Source organism: Octadecabacter dasysiphoniae, from assembly GCF_021532615.1.
Lineage (GTDB): Bacteria > Pseudomonadota > Alphaproteobacteria > Rhodobacterales > Rhodobacteraceae > Octadecabacter > Octadecabacter dasysiphoniae.
In genome coordinates this window covers 129,924-147,926 of record NZ_JAKGAQ010000001.1, presented here as the reverse complement: position 1 = coordinate 147,926, position 18,003 = coordinate 129,924, and the positions used below count along the sequence as shown (strand labels likewise).

Below are 18,003 nucleotides of genomic sequence, written 5' to 3'. Positions count from 1 at the left end.
TTACACGCCCTCCTTTGCGACGTCCGTTCGGGATGGGTCAACATCCATCGGGTCATCGGAATCGCGCACATGGGCACGGCGCGCAAGCCGCGAGAAGCTTTCGAGGGACAGCATCACCGCGCCCACGACAGCCAAGAAGACGCCGACATCAAACAACGCGGCCGTCGCCAATTCAAATTCCTGAAACGGCGGGATGCGAACATAGGTGAAATCGGACGTCAGGAACGGTTTACCCACCATCCAAGACCCGATCCCGGTAAGACCTGCGATAAGAACACCTGTGCCGATGACCCCATGATACGGGAACCGCTGGCGATCTGTGGCCCAGTTAAATCCGCTGGCCATGTATTGCATCACGACACCAATCGACACGATCAAACCAGCGATGAAACCACCGCCCGGTTCGTTATGACCACGCAAGAAGATGTAGAACCCGACCATCAGGACAACGGGCATAATGACACGGGTCAGTACGACCATCATCATCGGATGCTGTGTGCCTGACAGGGGATGGTCGGGGATGCGGTTCAAAAGACGCGCGCGCACGGGGCCATTCAAAAGGGTCTCTGTCAGCGCGTAGATCAGCAAAGCCGCAATGCCCAGAACGATGATTTCACCGAAGGTATCAAAGCCACGGAAATCAACGAGGATCACATTGACCATGTTCGTACCGCCGCCGCCTTTGTACGAATTGGCAAGGTGGAAATCAGAGATCGGCGAAGCAACCGCGTCGCGCAGCAGATAATGATAGCTAAGCGCCATAGTGGCGAGGCCGGCCGCACCAGCCACTACCACATCGCGCACGCGGCGCAGGACCGAACTTTCGATGGGGGTCTGTTTGGGCAAGAAATTCAGCGCCAACAGCAGCAGGATAATCGTCACCACTTCTACTGTGATTTGCGTCATCGCAAGGTCAGGCGCGCTTAGGAATACAAACCCGATTGAGACCATCAAACCAACGATCCCGATCAGGATCAACGCAAGCAGACGGTTGTGATGCATCGCCGCCAAGCCAATCGTTGCCGTGACCAACATGATCCAACCCGCCACTTCGACAAGTCCGACGGGCTGGACCTCTCGGGTTGCTGCGCCCAAGGCGCCAGTGACCCATGCGTGGTAACCAGCAGCAACGACGGTGATCGCCAAGATCATTCCGTAGCGGGTAAACGCGCCATTGTGCAGCGGATGGATAAGCGCGCGGGCGTACATCAGCACCGCTGCCATGATGTCATCAAAGATGTTTTTCGCCTCAGGTCGTGGAGTGGATTCCCATAGGCGTGACAGCGGTTTGAACAGCGCCAAAACGATCAGGCCGCCAACGACGGCTGCGATAGACATGAACAATGCAGGCACGAACCCGTGCCAAATTTTAATGTATTTCACCTCAAGCTCGGCCACTCCGCCGATCACGGATTTGGCGATCAGGATAACGAAATCCTGCACCAGGAACGGCGCGACACCGATGACGACAACCAAAACCACGAGGATCGCGGGCGGCAACCAGAGGCCTGCGCTGGGATCATGGGGTTTTGCTGGATAGCTCGACGCATCACGTTTGGGGCCGAGGAACGTGTGACCGATCAGGCGGAAGCAATAGGCGGCAGAAAACAGCGACCCGAACGTGGCCAGTGCGGGCACAAGCCATGTGGGGCCAAACAGGTAGGTATGCTCCATCTCCTCGAGCATCATTTCCTTGGACAAGAACCCGTTGAGGAACGGAATACCCGCCATGGACAGCGCCGCCAGCGTCGCGATGACAAACGTGATCGGCATCAAAAACCGCAAGCCGCCCAGTTGGCGGATATCGCGGGTTTTGGTTTCGTGATCGATAATACCTGCCGACATAAACAGCGCCGCCTTAAACGTCGCGTGGTTCATAATGTGGAACACGGCGGCAAAGGCACCAAAGGCCGTGCCAGTGCCCAAAAGCATCGTGATCAGGCCAAGATGGGACACTGTAGAAAACGCCAGCAACGCCTTCAGGTCGTGTTTGAACAGCGCGATCACCGCACCCAGAACCATGGTGATCAGGCCAGCCGTTGTCACGATATAGAACCATTCAGGCGTGCCGGACAGAACAGGCCACATGCGTGCCATCAAGAAAATACCGGCCTTAACCATCGTGGCAGAGTGCAGATAGGCCGACACAGGTGTCGGTGCCGCCATCGCGTGGGGCAACCAGAAGTGGAACGGGAACTGCGCAGATTTCGTAAACGCGCCCAGCAGGATCAACAGCAAAGCAGGCACATACATTGGGTCCGCTTGGATCATCTCTCGGTTTTGGAGGATCACCGACAGATCGTAAGACCCGACGATATTACCCAGAAGCAACATACCACCGATCATCGCCAAACCGCCCATACCCGTCACGGTCAGGGCCATACGCGCGCCTTGGCGTCCGGCCTCAAGGTGTTTCCAATATCCGATAAGCAGGAACGACGACAGCGACGTCAATTCCCAGAAAATCAACAAAAGCAGGATATTATCGGACAGAACGATGCCAACCATCGCACCTTGGAACAACAACAGGTAGGTGAAAAATTCGCCCATGTTGTCTTCGCGCGCGAGGTAGAAGCGCGCGTAGGTGATGATCAAAAGGCCAATACCAAGGATCAGAAGCGCAAAGAAAAACCCGAGCCCGTCGAGCATCAGCGTCACGTTCAGCCCGAGTTCCGGCAACCAGTTAAAACCCGTCTGCACGACCTCACCCGCCAACACCGCGGGCAAGTTCGTCAGCAAACCGATAAATGCGGCGAGTGTCACTGTGAAGGTAACGCCGCCCACAGCCTGTCGGCCTGCTGCGTTCATCAGGCCCGGCAGCAATGCACCGAGGAAGGGTAGCGCGACGATAAGAAAGAGAGACACGGTAACTCCTGATCTTAGGGTCTTAAATATTCAGACCTATTTGGGAGAATTTTAGCCCGTTCTCAAGCGAAACCGACAAAAAACGTAGATAATTCGGACCCAGTGCGCCGAAACGCCCGAAACTTCACTTCTTTATATACATCACTTTTCGGACGCACGCAGACCGTAGCCCGCAAATGACGCCAAAGTGTCCTGAATGTCCGCATCAGACAGCATGACGGGCGTTCCGCTGGCCTCGGCCAACAGCATGACACGGGCAAGAGATTCGAGTTCTTGCATCCGCCACAACGCCCGATCAAGGCTGTCGCCCGCGGTGAGGGCGCCGTGATTTGCCATAAGACATCCATCGCGATCCATCATTGCGTCCGCGACCATCTGCGACAGGGCGGCACTGCCAAACAAGGCGTAGTCGGTACAAAGGACATCTGAACCACCAAAGGCGGCCACCATGTAATGAACCGCAGGAATTGCGCGACGCTGGATCGAAACGGCAGTCGCATGGGCGGGGTGCGCGTGCACGACAGCGCCAACATCTGGGCGAGATTTCAGCACGGCCTGATGAAATTGCCATTCCGTCGAAGGGTTTTGGCCAGACGCGGGCGGGGCATCCAGCGCCAATGTCACAATCATGTCCGGCGTCATATCGCGATACGGAACAGCGGACGGTGTGATCAACATACCACCCTCAATCCGCACAGCGATGTTGCCCGATGTCCCTTGGTTCAGCCCGACAGACTGCATCCAAAGGCAGCCATCGATGATCGATTGCCGCGTCGCGGTGCTGTCTTTGGCCATGTTCATCCGCACAAGTCCGGAAAGAGTGCGGTTAGGGCATCTTCGGATGCATCGCAGATACCACGTTCCGTAATAAGGCCCGTCACAAGGCGATTGGGCGTGACATCAAAGGCGGGATTGCCGCCGGTTGTACCATCTGGCGTGACCTGGACTTCGGATATTTCGCCCATGTCGTTGCGCCCCATTATATGGGTGATTTCGCGTGAACCGCGGTCCTCAATCGGGATTTCAGCGATACCGTCCGACACCGTCCAATCAATCGTTGGCGACGGGAGGGCCACGTAGAATGGCACGCCGTTGTCATGGGCAGCGAGCGCTTTCAAATATGTGCCTATCTTGTTGCACACATCGCCGCGCCGCGTTGTGCGGTCGGTGCCCGTGATCACCAAATCAACCTGTCCATGCTGCATCAGATGCCCGCCCGCGTTGTCGGTGATATAGGTGTGCGCGATCCCGTGCGATCCAAGTTCCCAGGATGTCAGCGCGCCTTGATTGCGCGGGCGCGTTTCATCGACCCATACGTGCAGCGCAATGCCGGCGTCGTGGGCGTGATACATCGGTGACGTCGCCGTGCCCCAATCAACCGTTGCAATCCAGCCAGCGTTGCAATGGGTCAGCAATCTGACGGGTTCACCGTCTGGCTTTTTGGCGGCGATATCTTGGATCAATTGGAGCCCGTTCAGCCCAATTTGGCGATTTATTTCAACGTCTTCGTCGGCAATTTCATGGGCAAGCGCCAAGGCTGCGCTGGCCCTGTCAGCCTCTGGCACGGGCAGCAAGGCCGCTTGGCATCGATTCAACGCCCAGCGCAAATTGATCGCTGTCGGGCGGGTATTGTGCAAGAAATCCCACACGGTTTTCATGTGGGCGTCAGTCGGATCAAGCCGCATCGCAAGCGCCATTCCGTAGGCCGCAGTTGCGCCGATCAAGGGCGCGCCGCGCACACGCATCTGCACAATTGCATCCGCAAAATCCTGTAATGTCTCAACCGATTGGGTTCGAAAATCATGTGGCAGCCAGCGTTGATCGATGATTTGCAACGCGTCTTTTTCAGCGTCCCACCACAGGGACCGATAGGGTGTGCCGTTGACTTTCATTGCCCTTAAATCCCTTCGACGAATTTGTAGTCACGATCCGAAACAGGCAGCGCAAAGGCCAACGCTTCCTGATATTCTGGACCGTGATAGAATTTTTCAGCGGTCTGCATATCGAGGAACCGGATGATGACACACCGGTCGCGCGTGGTGCCTTCCTTGACCACAACCGCCCCCCCACGAGCAAGGAATTCACCGCCGTATTTGGCCACCGCCGGCCCTGCAAGAACGGCATATTTCGCATATTCGTCAGCATCTTTGACGTCGACTTGAACGATGGCATAGGCGGGCATTCTGGACCTCCGGCTTGATAAATTGTTCGCGTACTGATTGCATCTTAGGCAAAGCCGCCGCGCAGTCCATCGATAGATGTGCATTTACAGACCATCCCCCAGATTCAATTATTTTACCGTTTGATAAAAAAATAATTTGTGCCAAGGTAATGGTGATTGTTGCTAGCGGAGCCACCATGAACACGCCCCATACCCTAGGAATTGCCCCCGCACGGCTGAATTCGGATGAACTGGCCGAGAACTTCACGGACCTGCACGCGCCCCTAAACGCCCACGAGGCAGCGGTGGCAGCGGACAGGTGTTACTTCTGCCATGATGCGCCCTGTATCACAGCCTGTCCCACGGACATCGACATCCCGCTGTTTATCCGCCAGATCGCAACTGGCACGCCGGATGCCGCCGCGAAAACGATTTTCGACATGAACATTCTGGGCGGCATGTGTGCCCGCGTTTGCCCCACCGAAGATCTGTGTGAACAGGCTTGCGTGCGTGAAATGGCCGAAGGTAAACCTGTTGAAATCGGGCGTTTGCAGCGCTTTGCGACGGATACTGTGATGGCCAAAGACGTGATGCCCTACACGCGCGCGCAGGCGACGGGTAACAAAGTGGCCGTGATAGGCGCTGGCCCCGCGGGCCTTGCATGTGCGCACCGTTTGGCCCTGCTTGGCCATGAAGTGACGGTATATGACGCGCAGCCCAAGGCAGGTGGCCTGAACGAATACGGGATCGCAGCGTACAAATCGACAGACGACTTCGCCGCGCGCGAGGTTGAATGGCTGTGTTCTATTGGCGGCATCGAAATCAAGAACGACATGGCGTTGGGGGCGAAGTTGAAGATCGACGATCTTGTCGGTTGTTTTTCCGCAGTGTTCTTGGCCGTTGGCCTTGGGGGCGTAAATGCATTATCGGTGGATGGCGATGACAAGGATGGCGTAGAAGATGCGGTCGCCTTCATCGAAACACTGCGCCAAGCGTCTGATCTGGCAGCCCTTCCTGTGGGGCGGAACGTGGTGGTGATCGGCGGCGGGATGACCGCAGTAGATGCCGCCGTGCAATCCAAATTGCTGGGCGCGGACAATGTCACGATTGCCTACCGGCGCGGGCGCGACGCCATGAGCGCGAGCCGTTATGAACAGGATTTAGCCGCTTCGCATGGTGTGAAGCTGATGTTCAATGTGCAGCCAAAGGCGATCCACGGCAATGGCGCCGCGACCGAGATTGAGCTGGAATATACGGCGACGAAGGATGGTGCGCTTACTGGTACAGGTGAGGCAATCCGCCTGCCTGCCGATCAGGTGTTCCGTGCAATCGGGCAAACCTTGACGACTGACGCGGGGCTAAAACTCAACGGGCGCAAAATTGCGGTGACGGGTGCGGGCCAGACCAGCCGCAAAGGTGTTTGGGCCGGTGGTGATTGCGCGTCTGGCGGCGATGATTTGACCGTCACAGCCGTGGCAGAGGGCCGAGACGCGGCCATGGATATTCACAAGACACTAACGGGGGATGTTTAGATGGCCGACCTGACAACAGATTTTTTAGGTATCAAATCCCCCAACCCGTTCTGGCTCGCATCAGCCCCCCCAACGGACAAAGAATACAACGTGCGCCGCGCGTTCGAGGCCGGATGGGGCGGTGTGGTCTGGAAAACGCTGGGGTCCGAAGGCCCGCCCGTCGTCAACGTAAACGGCCCGCGCTACGGCGTGATCTATGGCGCGGACCGCCGCGTTTTAGGGATCAACAATATCGAATTGATCACTGATCGTGACCTTTACACCAACCTCGAAGAAATCAAACGCGTGAAGGCGGACTACCCGGACCGCGCGATCATCGTGTCCCTTATGGTGCCCTGCGAAGAACAGGCGTGGAAAGACATTCTGCCGCTTGTCGAAGACACCGGCGCCGACGGGATTGAACTAAACTTTGGCTGCCCGCACGGCATGTCTGAACGCGGTATGGGCGCAGCTGTTGGGCAGGTTCCAGAATACATCGAAATGGTGACGCGCTGGTGCAAGCAGTACTACAGCAAGCCTGTAATCGTGAAGCTAACGCCGAACATCACAGATGTGCGCAAACCTGCGGCTGCGGCGAAACGTGGCGGGGCGGATGCGGTATCGTTGATCAACACGATCAATTCCATCACATCTGTAAACCTCGACACGATGTCGCCCGAACCAAGCATCGATGGCAAAGGCACGCATGGCGGCTATTGCGGCCCAGCGGTCAAACCAATTGCAATGAGCATGGTGTCCGAGATTGCGCGGGCAGAGGAGACGCGCGGTTTGCCGATTTCCGGCATTGGTGGCGTCACCACGTGGCGCGATGCTGCGGAATACATCACGCTTGGGTGCGGCAATGTGCAGGTCTGCACGGCGGCGATGACCTATGGCTTCAAGATTGTGCAGGAAATGATTTCCGGCTTGTCGCAATGGATGGACGAAAAGGGCCACACCAGCATTCAGGATTTCATGGGCAAGGCCATTCCGAACACCACCGACTGGCAATACCTGAACCTGAATTACGTCGCCAAAGCGGTTATCAATCAGGACGATTGTATCGCGTGTGGGCGGTGTTACGCGGCCTGCGAAGACACATCACACCAAGCGATTGCAATGTCGGATGACCGCACATTCACCGTCATCGACGAAGAATGCGTCGCCTGTAACCTTTGCGTTGATGTCTGCCCTGTCGAAGATTGCATCACGATGGTCGCGCTTGAACCAGGCGCCACGGACCCGCGCACTGGCAAGGTCGTTCAAAAGGAATATGCCAACTGGACGACGCACCCCAATAACCCGTCCGCAACAGCGGCCGAGTAACGTTTTCTTCCCTGAGACTGGGCCGGTACATATTTCGTATCGGCCCATTTTTTAGGGTGTCAGAAGGCCGCGCAACATGGCCTCTAGATGCGCGCCAGCGCCATCGAACGGATCAACATCGCCAAGAATTGCACGCACCTGCACGTCGAAGTCGGCGTAGTGTTGGGTGAGCGCCCAGATCGAAAAGATCAGGTGGCGCGGATCAACGGGCTTAATGCGCCCGTCAGCGGCCCATCCATTGATGACGTCTGAAATCTCATCCACCAATTCGCGCAACTCACCCCGCAAGACGTCGCCGATACGTGGTGCGCCTTGTATGATTTCATTGGCAAACAACCGGCTTTCGCGTGGGTAATGCTGGGACATATCAAGCTTGCGTTTGGCATACCCGAGGAGTTCTTCGACAGGGTCACCGTCAGCGCGTAATTCACGCAGAGGCTCCAGCCAGTTTTCCAGAAGCTTGGCCAGAAGCGCTGTGTAGATCGCATCTTTTGAGCGGAAATAATAAAGCAAGTTCGGCTTGGACAGCCCAGCAGCATCCGCCACCTGATCCAAGGTCGATCCCCTAAATCCGAACTGGGAAAACACGGCGAGCCCTGCGTCCATAATGGCCGCCTGGTTTTTCTTTTGGATGCGGGTATCTGACTTGGCCATTCGGATGACTTTGCCTTTTGAACAGGGTTTAGGCACATCGCCCGAAGTTATTGCAATGTTTAGTTGCACGGTGCCCAAAGGTTAAGCAAAATCCTTGACTGGTCATAGCCCTCTGTTAGCCTGCCTTTGACCAGTTGGTCAAATTATTGCCAGCAGCCATCGGGGGATCGCAATGCCAGCATTCGGAGAGAACCTACGCATCAATGGCACCCGTCTTTGGGATAGCCTGATGGAGATGGCCAAGATCGGCCCTGGTATTGCGGGTGGCAACAATCGCCAGACACTGACGGATGAAGACAGCGAAGGCCGTTATCTGTTCCAGAAATGGTGTGACGAAGCGGGCTGCACCATGGGTGTGGACGAGATCGGCAATATGTTCGCGCGGCGCGAAGGGGCTGACCCTGATGCCCTGCCCGTCTACGTTGGATCGCACCTCGATACGCAGCCCACCGGTGGCAAATATGATGGGGTTTTGGGCGTTCTTGGCGGGCTTGAAATTATCCGCACAATGAATGACCTCGACATCAAGACAAAACACCCGATTGTTGTGACAAACTGGACCAACGAAGAAGGCACGCGATTTGCCCCTGCGATGCTGGCCTCTGGTGTGTTCGCGGGCAAACATGACCTAGACTGGGCACGGGATCGCACGGATGCCAACGGCAAGAAATTCGGTGATGAGCTTGAGCGGATCGGCTGGAAAGGCCCTGAAAAGGTCGGAAACCGCAAAATGCACGCGTTCTTTGAATTGCACATCGAACAAGGGCCAATCCTGGAGGCGGAAGGCCGAGACATTGGCGTTGTGACCCACGGCCAAGGATTGCGTTGGATCGAATGCACGGTGACGGGCAAGGAAAGCCATACGGGATCAACACCCATGCACATGCGCAAAAACGCAGGGCGCGGTTTGGCATTGGTGACGGAATTGGTGCATGAAATTGCGATGGCCAATCAACCCAATGCCGTTGGCGCGATTGGACATATCGATGTTTACCCCAATTCGCGCAATGTGATCCCGGGTAAGGTGGTGTTCACGGTCGATATGCGTACGCACCTGCTGGACAAGCTCAACGCGATGGTCGCAGAATTTCAGAGCCGCGCGCCAAAGCTTTGCGAAGACATCGGCGTTGAATTCAGTTGTGAAATCGTCGGCCAATTCGACCCGCCCGCATTCAACGAAGACTGCGTTGGGGCTGTGCGTGCCGCCGCCGAACGGCTGGGCTATTCCCATATGGATATCATTTCCGGCGCGGGCCACGACGCGTGTTGGATCAACGATCTATACCCGACCGCAATGGTCATGTGCCCCTGTGTGGATGGATTGTCCCACCACGAAGCAGAAGAGATTTCACCCGAATGGGCGACCGCGGGCACGGACGTGTTAATGCACGCGGTTCTGGAAACGGCGGAGATTGTAAGTTGATGGGATCAATGCCCCAAAAAGATCGATCAAAATGACAGATCCTGCCCCGCCACCTGATGAACGAAGAAAGGCAAGCGGCCTTGAAAAAGCGTTCAGTGTTTTCGTTTGGCTTTTCGTGGGTGGGGTTGCTCTTGTTACGGTGTTCTACATTGTCCTTTTTGTCATGTGGGGCATGTCGACTTGAATAATCTGAATGAATAGAGGGACCTAGCCATGACCAAAGTCATAAAGAACGGCACCATCGTCACCGCAGACCTGACCTACAAGGCGGACGTGTTGATTGAGGATGGGGTGATCACACAGATCGGGCCGAACCTTAAGGGCGATGAGGAACTGGATGCGACGGGCTGTTATGTCATGCCCGGCGGGATCGATCCGCATACGCATTTGGAAATGCCGTTCATGGGGACGTATTCGTCTGACGATTTTGAATCCGGCACGCGGGCAGCTTTGGCTGGTGGCACGACGATGGTGGTTGATTTTGCACTGCCGTCGCCCGGTCAAGGCCTGCATGACGCGCTGCAGATGTGGGACAACAAATCGACCCGCGCGAACTGCGATTATTCGTTCCACATGGCCGTAACATGGTGGGGCGAACAGGTTTTTGATGAAATGGAATCCGTGATCAAGGATCGCGGCATCAACACGTTCAAACACTTCCTCGCCTATAAGGGCGCGCTGATGGTTAATGACGATGAGCTTTATGCGTCGTTTAACCGTTTGTCCGAACTGGGTGGCATTGCCATGGTGCATGCCGAAAACGGTGATGTGGTAGCCGAATTGTCCGCCAAACTGCTGGCCGAGGGCAACACCGGCCCCGAGGCACACGCCTATTCGCGCCCTCCCCAGGTCGAGGGGGAGGCCACCAACCGCGCCATCATGATCGCCGACATGGCGGGCGTTCCATTGTATGTCGTTCACACATCCTGCGAAGAATCCCACGAGGCGATCCGCCGTGCCCGCCAGCAAGGCAAGCGCGTCTGGGGAGAACCGTTGATCCAGCATCTGACATTGGACGAGAGCGAGTATTTCAACAAAGATTGGGACCACGCCGCACGCCGCGTGATGTCACCGCCTTTCCGCAACAAACAACATCAAGACAGCCTTTGGGCAGGTTTGCAAAGCGGCAGCTTGTCGGTTGTGGCAACTGACCACTGCGCGTTCACAACGGAACAAAAACGCACTGGCATCGATGACTTTACCAAGATTCCAAACGGCACCGGCGGGCTAGAGGATCGCATGCCGATGCTGTGGACCCACGGCGTTGCCACGGGCCGTTTGACGATGAATGAATTTGTTGCGGTCACGTCGACCAACATCGCTAAAATCCTGAATTGTTACCCCAAGAAAGGCGCTGTTCTGGTCGGCGCGGATGCGGACATCGTCGTTTGGGATCCGGAAAAGGCAAAGACAATCACGGCAGGTGCGCAGCAATCTGCGATTGATTACAATGTGTTCGAAGGCCAGCAGGTCAAAGGTCTGCCGCGCTTTACGCTCACACGCGGCAACGTCGCTGTGCATGACGGTGAAATCCGCACGCAGGAAGGCCACGGGAAGTTCGTGAAACGAGAGGGCAATGGCGTGACCAACAGGGCACTGTCGTCATGGAAAGAATTGACCGCGCCGCGCCCTGTACAGCGATCCGGCATTCCGGCGTCGGGGGTTTAATGCGACAAATAATTGCTGCCGTGGCCCTAACGATATTGCCATTGGTTGCGGGCGCGCAGGCCTTGGGCAACGCCGCAGGATGTGATCGCGTGGCGGGCCGAGAGGAGTCGTCGGACAACCTTTTCGTCCTGTGGCCCAACCAGATCGAACGATGGGAGAGCCGTTGCGAGATCGTGCAGATCGACGGTGATTTGAACCTGCGATCTTTGATCACCGCGTCCTGTAGCGGCGAAGGCGACACATGGGAACAGGTCTATGGCATGACGCCTGTAGGCGGCGACGTGTTCACGATTTGGCCTGTTGAAAGCCCCGAACTTATAACCGAATTGCGACTGTGTGAATGACAACTGATCCTGTAATTACGGCACGAAACCTCGATCTGACGTTTCAGACAAACGATGGGCCCGTTCATGCGCTCAAAGATGTCAGCCTTGAAATCAACAAGGGTGATTTCGTTTCGTTCATCGGGCCGTCCGGCTGCGGCAAGACGACGTTCTTGCGCTGCATTGCAGGGCTGGAAACACCAACAGCGGGTGAAATTACGGTCAACGGCATGACGCCGGATGAGGCCCGGCGCGCGCGGGCGTATGGCTATGTTTTTCAAGCGGCGGGGCTTTATCCGTGGCGCACGATTGGTGGTAACATTCGCCTGCCGCTGGAAATTATGGGGTTTTCAAAGGCGGAGCAGGCGCAGCGTGTTGATCGGGTTTTGGAACTTGTTGACCTCAACGGGTTCGAGCGGAAATTCCCGTGGCAATTGTCCGGCGGCATGCAGCAACGCGCATCAATTGCGCGCGCGCTGGCGTTTGATGCAGACATCTTGCTGATGGATGAACCGTTCGGTGCCTTGGATGAAATCGTGCGCGATCACCTTAATGAACAGCTGTTGAAGCTATGGGCGAGAACGGAAAAAACCATCGGGTTCGTGACCCACTCCATCCCCGAGGCCGTCTATTTGTCCACCAAGATCGTCGTGATGTCACCGCGGCCGGGGCGGATTTCTGATGTCATTGAAAGCCCCCTGACAAAGGACCGTCCGCTCGACATTCGCGACAGTGCGGAATTCATAGAAATCGCGCATCGCGTTCGTGACGGACTGCGTGCGGGGCATGTAGATGACTAGCCTCAGAGGGATCATACCAGCCGCAACGGTCGTCGGATTTATCCTCGCGTTCTGGACGCTGGCGGTGATTCCGATGAATGCGCATCTGGCGGCGGATATGGCGGCACGGGGCGATATTGTTGTCACTCCAGTAGCGCCACGTGATCGACAAGACCTATCCGGTATCACCTTAGCCGCAAAAAACCCCGCCGTGATTGCGATGACCTATACACTGGATCGCCCGCGCCTTCCGTCACCCCATCAAGTCGCCGCCGAGATGTATGACACGATCTTCACCAAGGCCCCGACATCGCGGCGGTCTTTGGTCTATCACGCGTGGGTGACCCTTTCTGCGACGTTGCTCGGCTTTGTCATCGGCACGACGCTGGGCGTGCTGCTCGCGGTGGGGATCGTTTACAATCGCACGATGGACAAATCGGTGATGCCTTGGGCCATCACATCGCAGACCATTCCGATCCTCGCGCTTGCCCCCATGATTATCGTCATGCTGGGGTCTATCGGCATCCAGGGATTGCTGCCCAAATCAGTGATCTCTGCCTATTTGTCGTTTTTTCCCGTCGTTGTTGGTATGGTGAAGGGGCTGCGGTCGCCAGACGCCATGCAACTTGACCTGCTGCGCACGTACAACGCGAACCGCCCTCAAGGGTTCTGGAAATTGCGACTGCCTGCTTCGATGCCCTACCTTTTCGCATCCTTGAAAATCGGAATTTCTGCGGCATTGGTGGGGGCGATTGTCGGCGAACTTCCCACTGGGGCGCGGGCCGGATTTGGGGCGCGGATGCTCGTGGGCGATCAGTACGGGCAACCTATGGTCACTTGGGCTGCCCTGTTTGGCGCGGCGATCACTGCCGCGCTTTTGGTGGGCATCCTCAGTATGATTGAACGCCGCGCCCTGCGGCGGATGGGCATGGGGGGGGCAGCGTGATGGCCTTTGTCTATGCTGGCCTGATTTGGGCATTAGGGTGGTTCATCAACGCCCGCCTCGCCAACAGCCCCGTATCTGACACGCGGTTGGTCAGCTTGCTGATACCCGCACTGTTTGGTGTGACGATCATTGCCATGTGGGAAGTTCTGGTGACCATGTTGGGCGTAAGTCCCATTATTCTTCCCCCCCCGTCCATGATCGCCGCGCGATTTGTCACGGAAATCCCGATCCTTTGGGCGGACTTCGAACAGACAATCCTGAAAGGCGCGATGACGGGCTATGTTGTGGGCATGATCGCCGCGTTTGCCATCGCCATCCTCGCGGACCGCAGCCCGTTCTTAACTAAAGGCATTTTGCCTGTAGGCGCATTTATGGCCGCCCTTCCCATTGTCGGAACGGCCCCGATTTTCGTGAAATGGCTGGGCAGTGATTGGCAATCAAAGGCCGCGGTCGTTGGCGTTATGGTGTTCTTCCCGATCCTTGTGAACACCGTTGCAGGACTGAAAGACACGTCAGCCATGCAGCGCGATTTGATGCGCACCTATGGCGCAGGTTACTGGCCGACATTGTTCAAATTGCGCCTGCCCGCCGCGCTGCCGTTTATCTTTAACGGCTTAAAGATCGCGACAACGCTCGCCTTGATTGGCGCCATTGTTGCTGAATTTTTCGGCTCTCCGACCGTCGGGATGGGGTTTCGCATTTCTACATCGGTCGGCCAACTTGCGCTTGATATGGTCTGGGCTGAAATTGTGGTCGCCGCCCTCGCGGGGTCCGCGTTTTATGGGGCCATGGCATTTTTGGAAAAACGGGTGACATTCTGGCACCCGTCACAACGATAGACTTCGGCACACCGAAGCAGAATTGAAACTGACTTAGGAGGTCAACATGAAGACGATAATGACAGCAGCGGCAATCGCCGCCGGAATGGGCGGCACAGCATATGCGGATGGCCATGCCAATGATGTAACGTTGCAGCTGCAATGGGTCACACAAGCACAGTTCGCTGGCTATTACGTAGCATTGGACAAAGGGTTCTATGAGGAAGAAGGCCTAGAGGTCACTATTCTTCCCGGTGGTCCCGACATTGCCCCGCCACAGGTTCTTGCAGGCGGTGGCGCGGACATCATGCTGAACTGGATGCCATCTGCGCTTGCAGCCCGTGAAAAAGGCCTTCCGGTTGTGAACATCGCGCAGCCGTTCACAAGCTCGGGGCTGATGCTGACGTGCTGGAAAGACACAGGCATCGAAACAGTCGAGGATTTCCGCGGCAAAACCATCGGTGTTTGGTTCTTTGGCAATGAATACCCCTTCCTGAGCTGGATGTCCCAGGTTGGTATCGGAACGGACGGAGGCGACGATGGCGTCACGGTTCTTAAGCAGGGTTTCAATGTCGATCCACTGCTGAACCGCGAAGCTGACTGCATTTCCACAATGACCTACAACGAGTACGGTCAGGTGATTGATGCAGGTGTCGATCCCGACGAACTGATCACGTTCAAATACGAAGATCAGGGCGTTGCGACGTTGGAAGACGGCATTTACGCGCTTGAAGAAAACCTCGAAGATCCGGTGTTCGTGGATAAAATGGTCCGCTTTGTGCGCGCCTCCATGCGCGGCTGGCGCTACGCAGAAGAGAACGTGGACGAAGCAGCGGCGATCATCATGGAAAACGATGAGACCGGCGCGCAGTCTGAAGCCGCACAGGCCCGCATGATGGGTGAAATCGCCAAGCTGACAGCAGGTGGCACAGGTGCATTGGACATTGATGCCTATCAGCGCACCGTCGACACGTTGCTGGCAGGTGGGTCTGATCCCGTGATCTCAATGGCACCTGAAGGCGCCTACACGACGGTTATAACCGACGAAGCGCTGAACTAAACCACGCCATTAGAAATGAAAAAGGGCCGGAGCGGTGATGCTCCGGCCCTTTTTGTTTGTTTGGTAACGCAGGCCTTAGCCTTTGCCTTTCCAAGGCACCAAGGACCGTTCGGCCCAGCGCATCAGCATGTCGATGCCAAAGCCCACAAGGCCAATGATAATCACGCCCAGAAGGATGATATCAGTGTTCTGGAACTTGGACGCTGTGGTGATCATCTTACCGATACCTTCTTCGGCAGCGACCAGTTCAGCCGCGACAACCGTGCCCCAGCAAACCCCCATCGCGACCCGCGCACCGGTGAAGATTTCCGGCAGGGAGTTCGGGATGATGACGTAGCGCAGGATTTGCCAGCGCGATGCACCCAGTGAATAGGCCGCGTGGACCTTTGTGATGCGCACGCCGGACACACCAGACCGCGCCGCAATGGCCATGATCCACAATGCCGCAAGGAACAGCAGGAAGATTTTGCCAACTTCGCCGATACCAAACCAGATGATCACAAGCGGGATCAGGGCAAGTGGCGGCACGGGGCGCATGAATTCCACGATCGGATCAAACCAGCCACGGAACCAGTTGGACAGGCCCATGGCATAGCCAAGCGGAATACCGATGGCCGCACCCAACATGAAACCGACGATCACGCGGAACAACGAAAACCCGAGGTGCACGGTCAGATAGACGTTCTGATAGCCGTACTTGGCGATCTCGATAAAGCGGTTCCAAACGACTTCGGGGGCCGGCAAATAAAGCGGCTGCATCTGCATCCCTTGATCCGGCACCACATTGATGGATCCGCGGTCAGTAATTGTAACTTGGGCAAAATCCAGATCGAACGAGGGCGCGGGGCCTGCGTCGTCTGTGCCAAACGCAAAGTCGAATTCTTGACCGTTGATCGCCACAACGCGCGCACCGTTCTCGCGGCGGCTGACGTCATCGTTGCTGTCCCACAATACGTTTTCGCTGCGATAGACACCGATTTCGACACCATCGTTTTTGGCGATCCCGTCACCTTCATCGAAAACCATCTCGGATTCGGCGACACCTGCCCCAACGACACGCACGAAAATTTCTGCGTCGTCACGGTTTCCGGCGTCATCTTCGACGGTATAGGTGAAGCTTTCTTCGCCCGTATAGGGGGCTGGTAAATGCAAGAAGCCCGGTAAAAGAGCCGATCCGGTAAAGCTGCCCCAGATCACAAAGATCAAAATGATCGACAGGACTGATGCGGGGAAATCAGACCGCACGGCGCTTTCATCGCCAAACGTCACAGTCTTAAGGGACGTGTAATCGCGCGTCGGGGTCAGCATCGATTTGATCGCGCGATAGATGAACATGCACGCCAGAATAACGATCACATAAAACGCAATCGAAGGCAGGGCGCTGGCCGCACTGGCCATGACCGTCTTGGTTTCGCTCCACAGTTCTGCGCCCAAGGTGCCGAACTGATAGCTGAAGGTGTCCCAGCCGCTTGCGATTTCACACCCTGCGGGCAGCGCGAAGGTGTCCCCAACGATCTGACCGTCAGGAACATTTCCTGCGCGCAGCTCGGTTACGACTTCGCCGAGGCGCTCGCGGGTACAGACGAGGTTTACTGTATCGGCCATGCTATTCGTCCTCCCCTGCGGTGCCCATAATCTCTTCTTCCATATCCCAGATCATGTTCAGGATTTCCTCACGGGTGGGGGCGTAGTCTGGGTGCTTTTTGACTTCACGCAAATCCGCACCAACGCCCATATCCGCAAACGGAAGGCGGTATTCTTTGTGGATACGGCCGGGACGCGGGGCCATTACGATCAGGCGTTCGCCCAACAGCAGCGCCTCTTCGACGGAGTGGGTGATCAGGATGATCGTCTTGCCCGTCTCTTTCCACAGCTTCAGCACAAGGCTTTGCATCTTTTCACGGGTCAACGCATCCAGCGCGCCCAGCGGTTCGTCCATCAAAATAACGTCCGGGTCATTGGCAAGGCAGCGGGCCAAGGCCACACGCTGCTGCATCCCGCCGGACAGTTCATAGACCATCTTTTCTTTGAAATCTTGCAGGCCGACGATTTCCAAAAGGTGATCGACGTTGCCCATGTAGTCGGCTTTTTTTTTACCGGCCATGCGAGGGCCAAAGCTGACGTTGTCGCGCACAGACATCCATTCAAACAATGCACCGGCCTGAAACACCATGCCGCGTTCTGCATCGGGTCCGTTGATTTCGTGACCGTTCAGGACCAATTTGCCATCGGTTTGGGCCAAGAAACCTGCGACGATATTCAACAAGGTTGTTTTGCCACAGCCAGATGGGCCAAGCACGCTAAGAAGCTCACCCGCCTTCAGATCAAGGGAAACTCCCTCAAGCGCTTGAACGTGCCCACCATTGGGTAATTCAAAGCGCATCGATAAATTTTCGATGGATAGTCCTGTCATGGGGGCTCCCTGGCGCGTGTCGCGCGATTTTATTTGGTGGGGTGGCTACCCACACT

General features: G+C 56.4%; 16 protein-coding genes. 9 read left to right on the top strand and 7 right to left on the bottom strand.

What is annotated here, in order from left to right; genetic code table 11:
* From L0664_RS00610 to L0664_RS00595, 4 genes are all read right to left on the bottom strand, one after another.
* Window positions 1–2,865, bottom strand: a complete 2,865-nt coding sequence (locus L0664_RS00610; protein WP_235223684.1) for a monovalent cation/H+ antiporter subunit A — start codon at window positions 2,863–2,865, stop codon at window positions 1–3.
* 141 nt (window positions 2,866–3,006) lie between these two features.
* Window positions 3,007–3,660 carry a class II aldolase/adducin family protein gene (locus L0664_RS00605; protein ID WP_235223683.1) on the bottom strand — a complete coding sequence of 218 codons (654 nt, stop codon included), beginning with the start codon at window positions 3,658–3,660 and terminating at the stop codon, window positions 3,007–3,009.
* A 2-nt stretch (window positions 3,661–3,662) separates the two neighbouring features.
* Complete coding sequence (mtnA, locus tag L0664_RS00600; RefSeq protein WP_235223682.1) at window positions 3,663–4,757, bottom strand: S-methyl-5-thioribose-1-phosphate isomerase; 1,095 nt, start codon at window positions 4,755–4,757, stop codon at window positions 3,663–3,665.
* A 5-nt stretch (window positions 4,758–4,762) separates the two neighbouring features.
* Window positions 4,763–5,047, bottom strand: coding sequence for a DUF1330 domain-containing protein (locus tag L0664_RS00595; protein ID WP_235223681.1), 285 nt, complete (start codon window positions 5,045–5,047; stop codon window positions 4,763–4,765).
* A gap of 176 nt (window positions 5,048–5,223) precedes the next feature.
* On the opposite strand from L0664_RS00595, the gene L0664_RS00590 reads away from it, so the two are divergent.
* Both L0664_RS00590 and preA read left to right on the top strand, forming a co-directional pair.
* Entirely contained in the window at window positions 5,224–6,558 is a 1,335-nt protein-coding gene (locus L0664_RS00590; RefSeq protein ID WP_235223680.1) for an NAD(P)-dependent oxidoreductase, read from the top strand.
* Window positions 6,559–7,863 (top strand): NAD-dependent dihydropyrimidine dehydrogenase subunit PreA, encoded by a 1,305-nt coding sequence (gene preA, locus L0664_RS00585; protein WP_235223679.1) that lies wholly within the window; start codon window positions 6,559–6,561, stop codon window positions 7,861–7,863.
* Between the two features lie 51 nt (window positions 7,864–7,914).
* Here preA and L0664_RS00580 read toward each other — a convergent pair whose 3' ends face one another.
* A complete protein-coding gene (locus L0664_RS00580) occupies window positions 7,915–8,517 on the bottom strand; it encodes a TetR family transcriptional regulator C-terminal domain-containing protein (protein ID WP_235223678.1) in 603 nt (200 codons plus the stop codon).
* Window positions 8,518–8,689: 172 nt separating this feature from the next.
* Between L0664_RS00580 and L0664_RS00575 the strand changes: the two genes are divergently transcribed.
* From L0664_RS00575 to L0664_RS00545, 7 genes are all read left to right on the top strand, one after another.
* The gene (locus L0664_RS00575) at window positions 8,690–9,940 is read left to right on the top strand and encodes a Zn-dependent hydrolase (protein ID WP_235223677.1); all 1,251 of its coding nucleotides are present in this window, start codon (window positions 8,690–8,692) and stop codon (window positions 9,938–9,940) included.
* A 213-nt stretch (window positions 9,941–10,153) separates the two neighbouring features.
* A complete protein-coding gene (hydA, locus tag L0664_RS00570; protein ID WP_235223676.1) occupies window positions 10,154–11,608 on the top strand; it encodes a dihydropyrimidinase in 1,455 nt (484 codons plus the stop codon).
* Window positions 11,608–11,952, top strand: coding sequence for a hypothetical protein (locus L0664_RS00565; protein WP_235223675.1), 345 nt, complete (start codon window positions 11,608–11,610; stop codon window positions 11,950–11,952). Before hydA ends, L0664_RS00565 begins: the two co-directional genes overlap by 1 nt.
* Window positions 11,949–12,731 carry an ABC transporter ATP-binding protein gene (locus L0664_RS00560; protein WP_235223674.1) on the top strand — a complete coding sequence of 261 codons (783 nt, stop codon included), beginning with the start codon at window positions 11,949–11,951 and terminating at the stop codon, window positions 12,729–12,731. Before L0664_RS00565 ends, L0664_RS00560 begins: the two co-directional genes overlap by 4 nt.
* Window positions 12,724–13,656, top strand: coding sequence for an ABC transporter permease (locus L0664_RS00555; protein ID WP_235223673.1), 933 nt, complete (start codon window positions 12,724–12,726; stop codon window positions 13,654–13,656). Before L0664_RS00560 ends, L0664_RS00555 begins: the two co-directional genes overlap by 8 nt.
* A complete protein-coding gene (locus L0664_RS00550; RefSeq protein WP_235223672.1) occupies window positions 13,656–14,495 on the top strand; it encodes an ABC transporter permease in 840 nt (279 codons plus the stop codon). The genes L0664_RS00555 and L0664_RS00550 overlap by 1 nt, the downstream gene beginning before the upstream one ends.
* Window positions 14,496–14,541: 46 nt before the next feature.
* Window positions 14,542–15,534 carry an ABC transporter substrate-binding protein gene (locus tag L0664_RS00545; protein ID WP_235223671.1) on the top strand — a complete coding sequence of 331 codons (993 nt, stop codon included), beginning with the start codon at window positions 14,542–14,544 and terminating at the stop codon, window positions 15,532–15,534.
* Window positions 15,535–15,609: 75 nt separating this feature from the next.
* On the opposite strand, the gene L0664_RS00540 is transcribed toward L0664_RS00545, so the two are convergent.
* Together L0664_RS00540 and L0664_RS00535 are read right to left on the bottom strand one after the other, a co-directional pair.
* Window positions 15,610–17,139, bottom strand: coding sequence for an ABC transporter permease (locus L0664_RS00540; RefSeq protein ID WP_235223670.1), 1,530 nt, complete (start codon window positions 17,137–17,139; stop codon window positions 15,610–15,612).
* Window position 17,140: 1 nt separating this feature from the next.
* On the bottom strand, window positions 17,141–17,947 hold the full coding sequence (locus tag L0664_RS00535; protein ID WP_235223669.1) for an ATP-binding cassette domain-containing protein: 807 nt from the start codon (window positions 17,945–17,947) through the stop codon (window positions 17,141–17,143).
* Window positions 17,948–18,003: the final 56 nt, after the last annotated feature.

What these genes read in the sequence shown, in the direction of transcription:
- L0664_RS00605 (WP_235223683.1), bottom strand. Translation starts at nt 3,660, where the DNA reads ATGGCCAAAGACAGCACCGCGACGCGGCAATCGATCATCGATGGCTGC.
- mtnA (WP_235223682.1), bottom strand. Translation starts at nt 4,757, where the DNA reads ATGAAAGTCAACGGCACACCCTATCGGTCCCTGTGGTGGGACGCTGAA.
- L0664_RS00595 (WP_235223681.1), bottom strand. Translation starts at nt 5,047, where the DNA reads ATGCCCGCCTATGCCATCGTTCAAGTCGACGTCAAAGATGCTGACGAA.
- L0664_RS00590 (WP_235223680.1), top strand. Translation starts at nt 5,224, where the DNA reads ATGAACACGCCCCATACCCTAGGAATTGCCCCCGCACGGCTGAATTCG.
- preA (WP_235223679.1), top strand. Translation starts at nt 6,559, where the DNA reads ATGGCCGACCTGACAACAGATTTTTTAGGTATCAAATCCCCCAACCCG.
- L0664_RS00580 (WP_235223678.1), bottom strand. Translation starts at nt 8,517, where the DNA reads ATGGCCAAGTCAGATACCCGCATCCAAAAGAAAAACCAGGCGGCCATT.
- L0664_RS00575 (WP_235223677.1), top strand. Translation starts at nt 8,690, where the DNA reads ATGCCAGCATTCGGAGAGAACCTACGCATCAATGGCACCCGTCTTTGG.
- hydA (WP_235223676.1), top strand. Translation starts at nt 10,154, where the DNA reads ATGACCAAAGTCATAAAGAACGGCACCATCGTCACCGCAGACCTGACC.
- L0664_RS00565 (WP_235223675.1), top strand. Translation starts at nt 11,608, where the DNA reads ATGCGACAAATAATTGCTGCCGTGGCCCTAACGATATTGCCATTGGTT.
- L0664_RS00560 (WP_235223674.1), top strand. Translation starts at nt 11,949, where the DNA reads ATGACAACTGATCCTGTAATTACGGCACGAAACCTCGATCTGACGTTT.
- L0664_RS00555 (WP_235223673.1), top strand. Translation starts at nt 12,724, where the DNA reads ATGACTAGCCTCAGAGGGATCATACCAGCCGCAACGGTCGTCGGATTT.
- L0664_RS00550 (WP_235223672.1), top strand. Translation starts at nt 13,656, where the DNA reads ATGGCCTTTGTCTATGCTGGCCTGATTTGGGCATTAGGGTGGTTCATC.
- L0664_RS00545 (WP_235223671.1), top strand. Translation starts at nt 14,542, where the DNA reads ATGAAGACGATAATGACAGCAGCGGCAATCGCCGCCGGAATGGGCGGC.
- L0664_RS00540 (WP_235223670.1), bottom strand. Translation starts at nt 17,139, where the DNA reads ATGGCCGATACAGTAAACCTCGTCTGTACCCGCGAGCGCCTCGGCGAA.
- L0664_RS00535 (WP_235223669.1), bottom strand. Translation starts at nt 17,947, where the DNA reads ATGACAGGACTATCCATCGAAAATTTATCGATGCGCTTTGAATTACCC.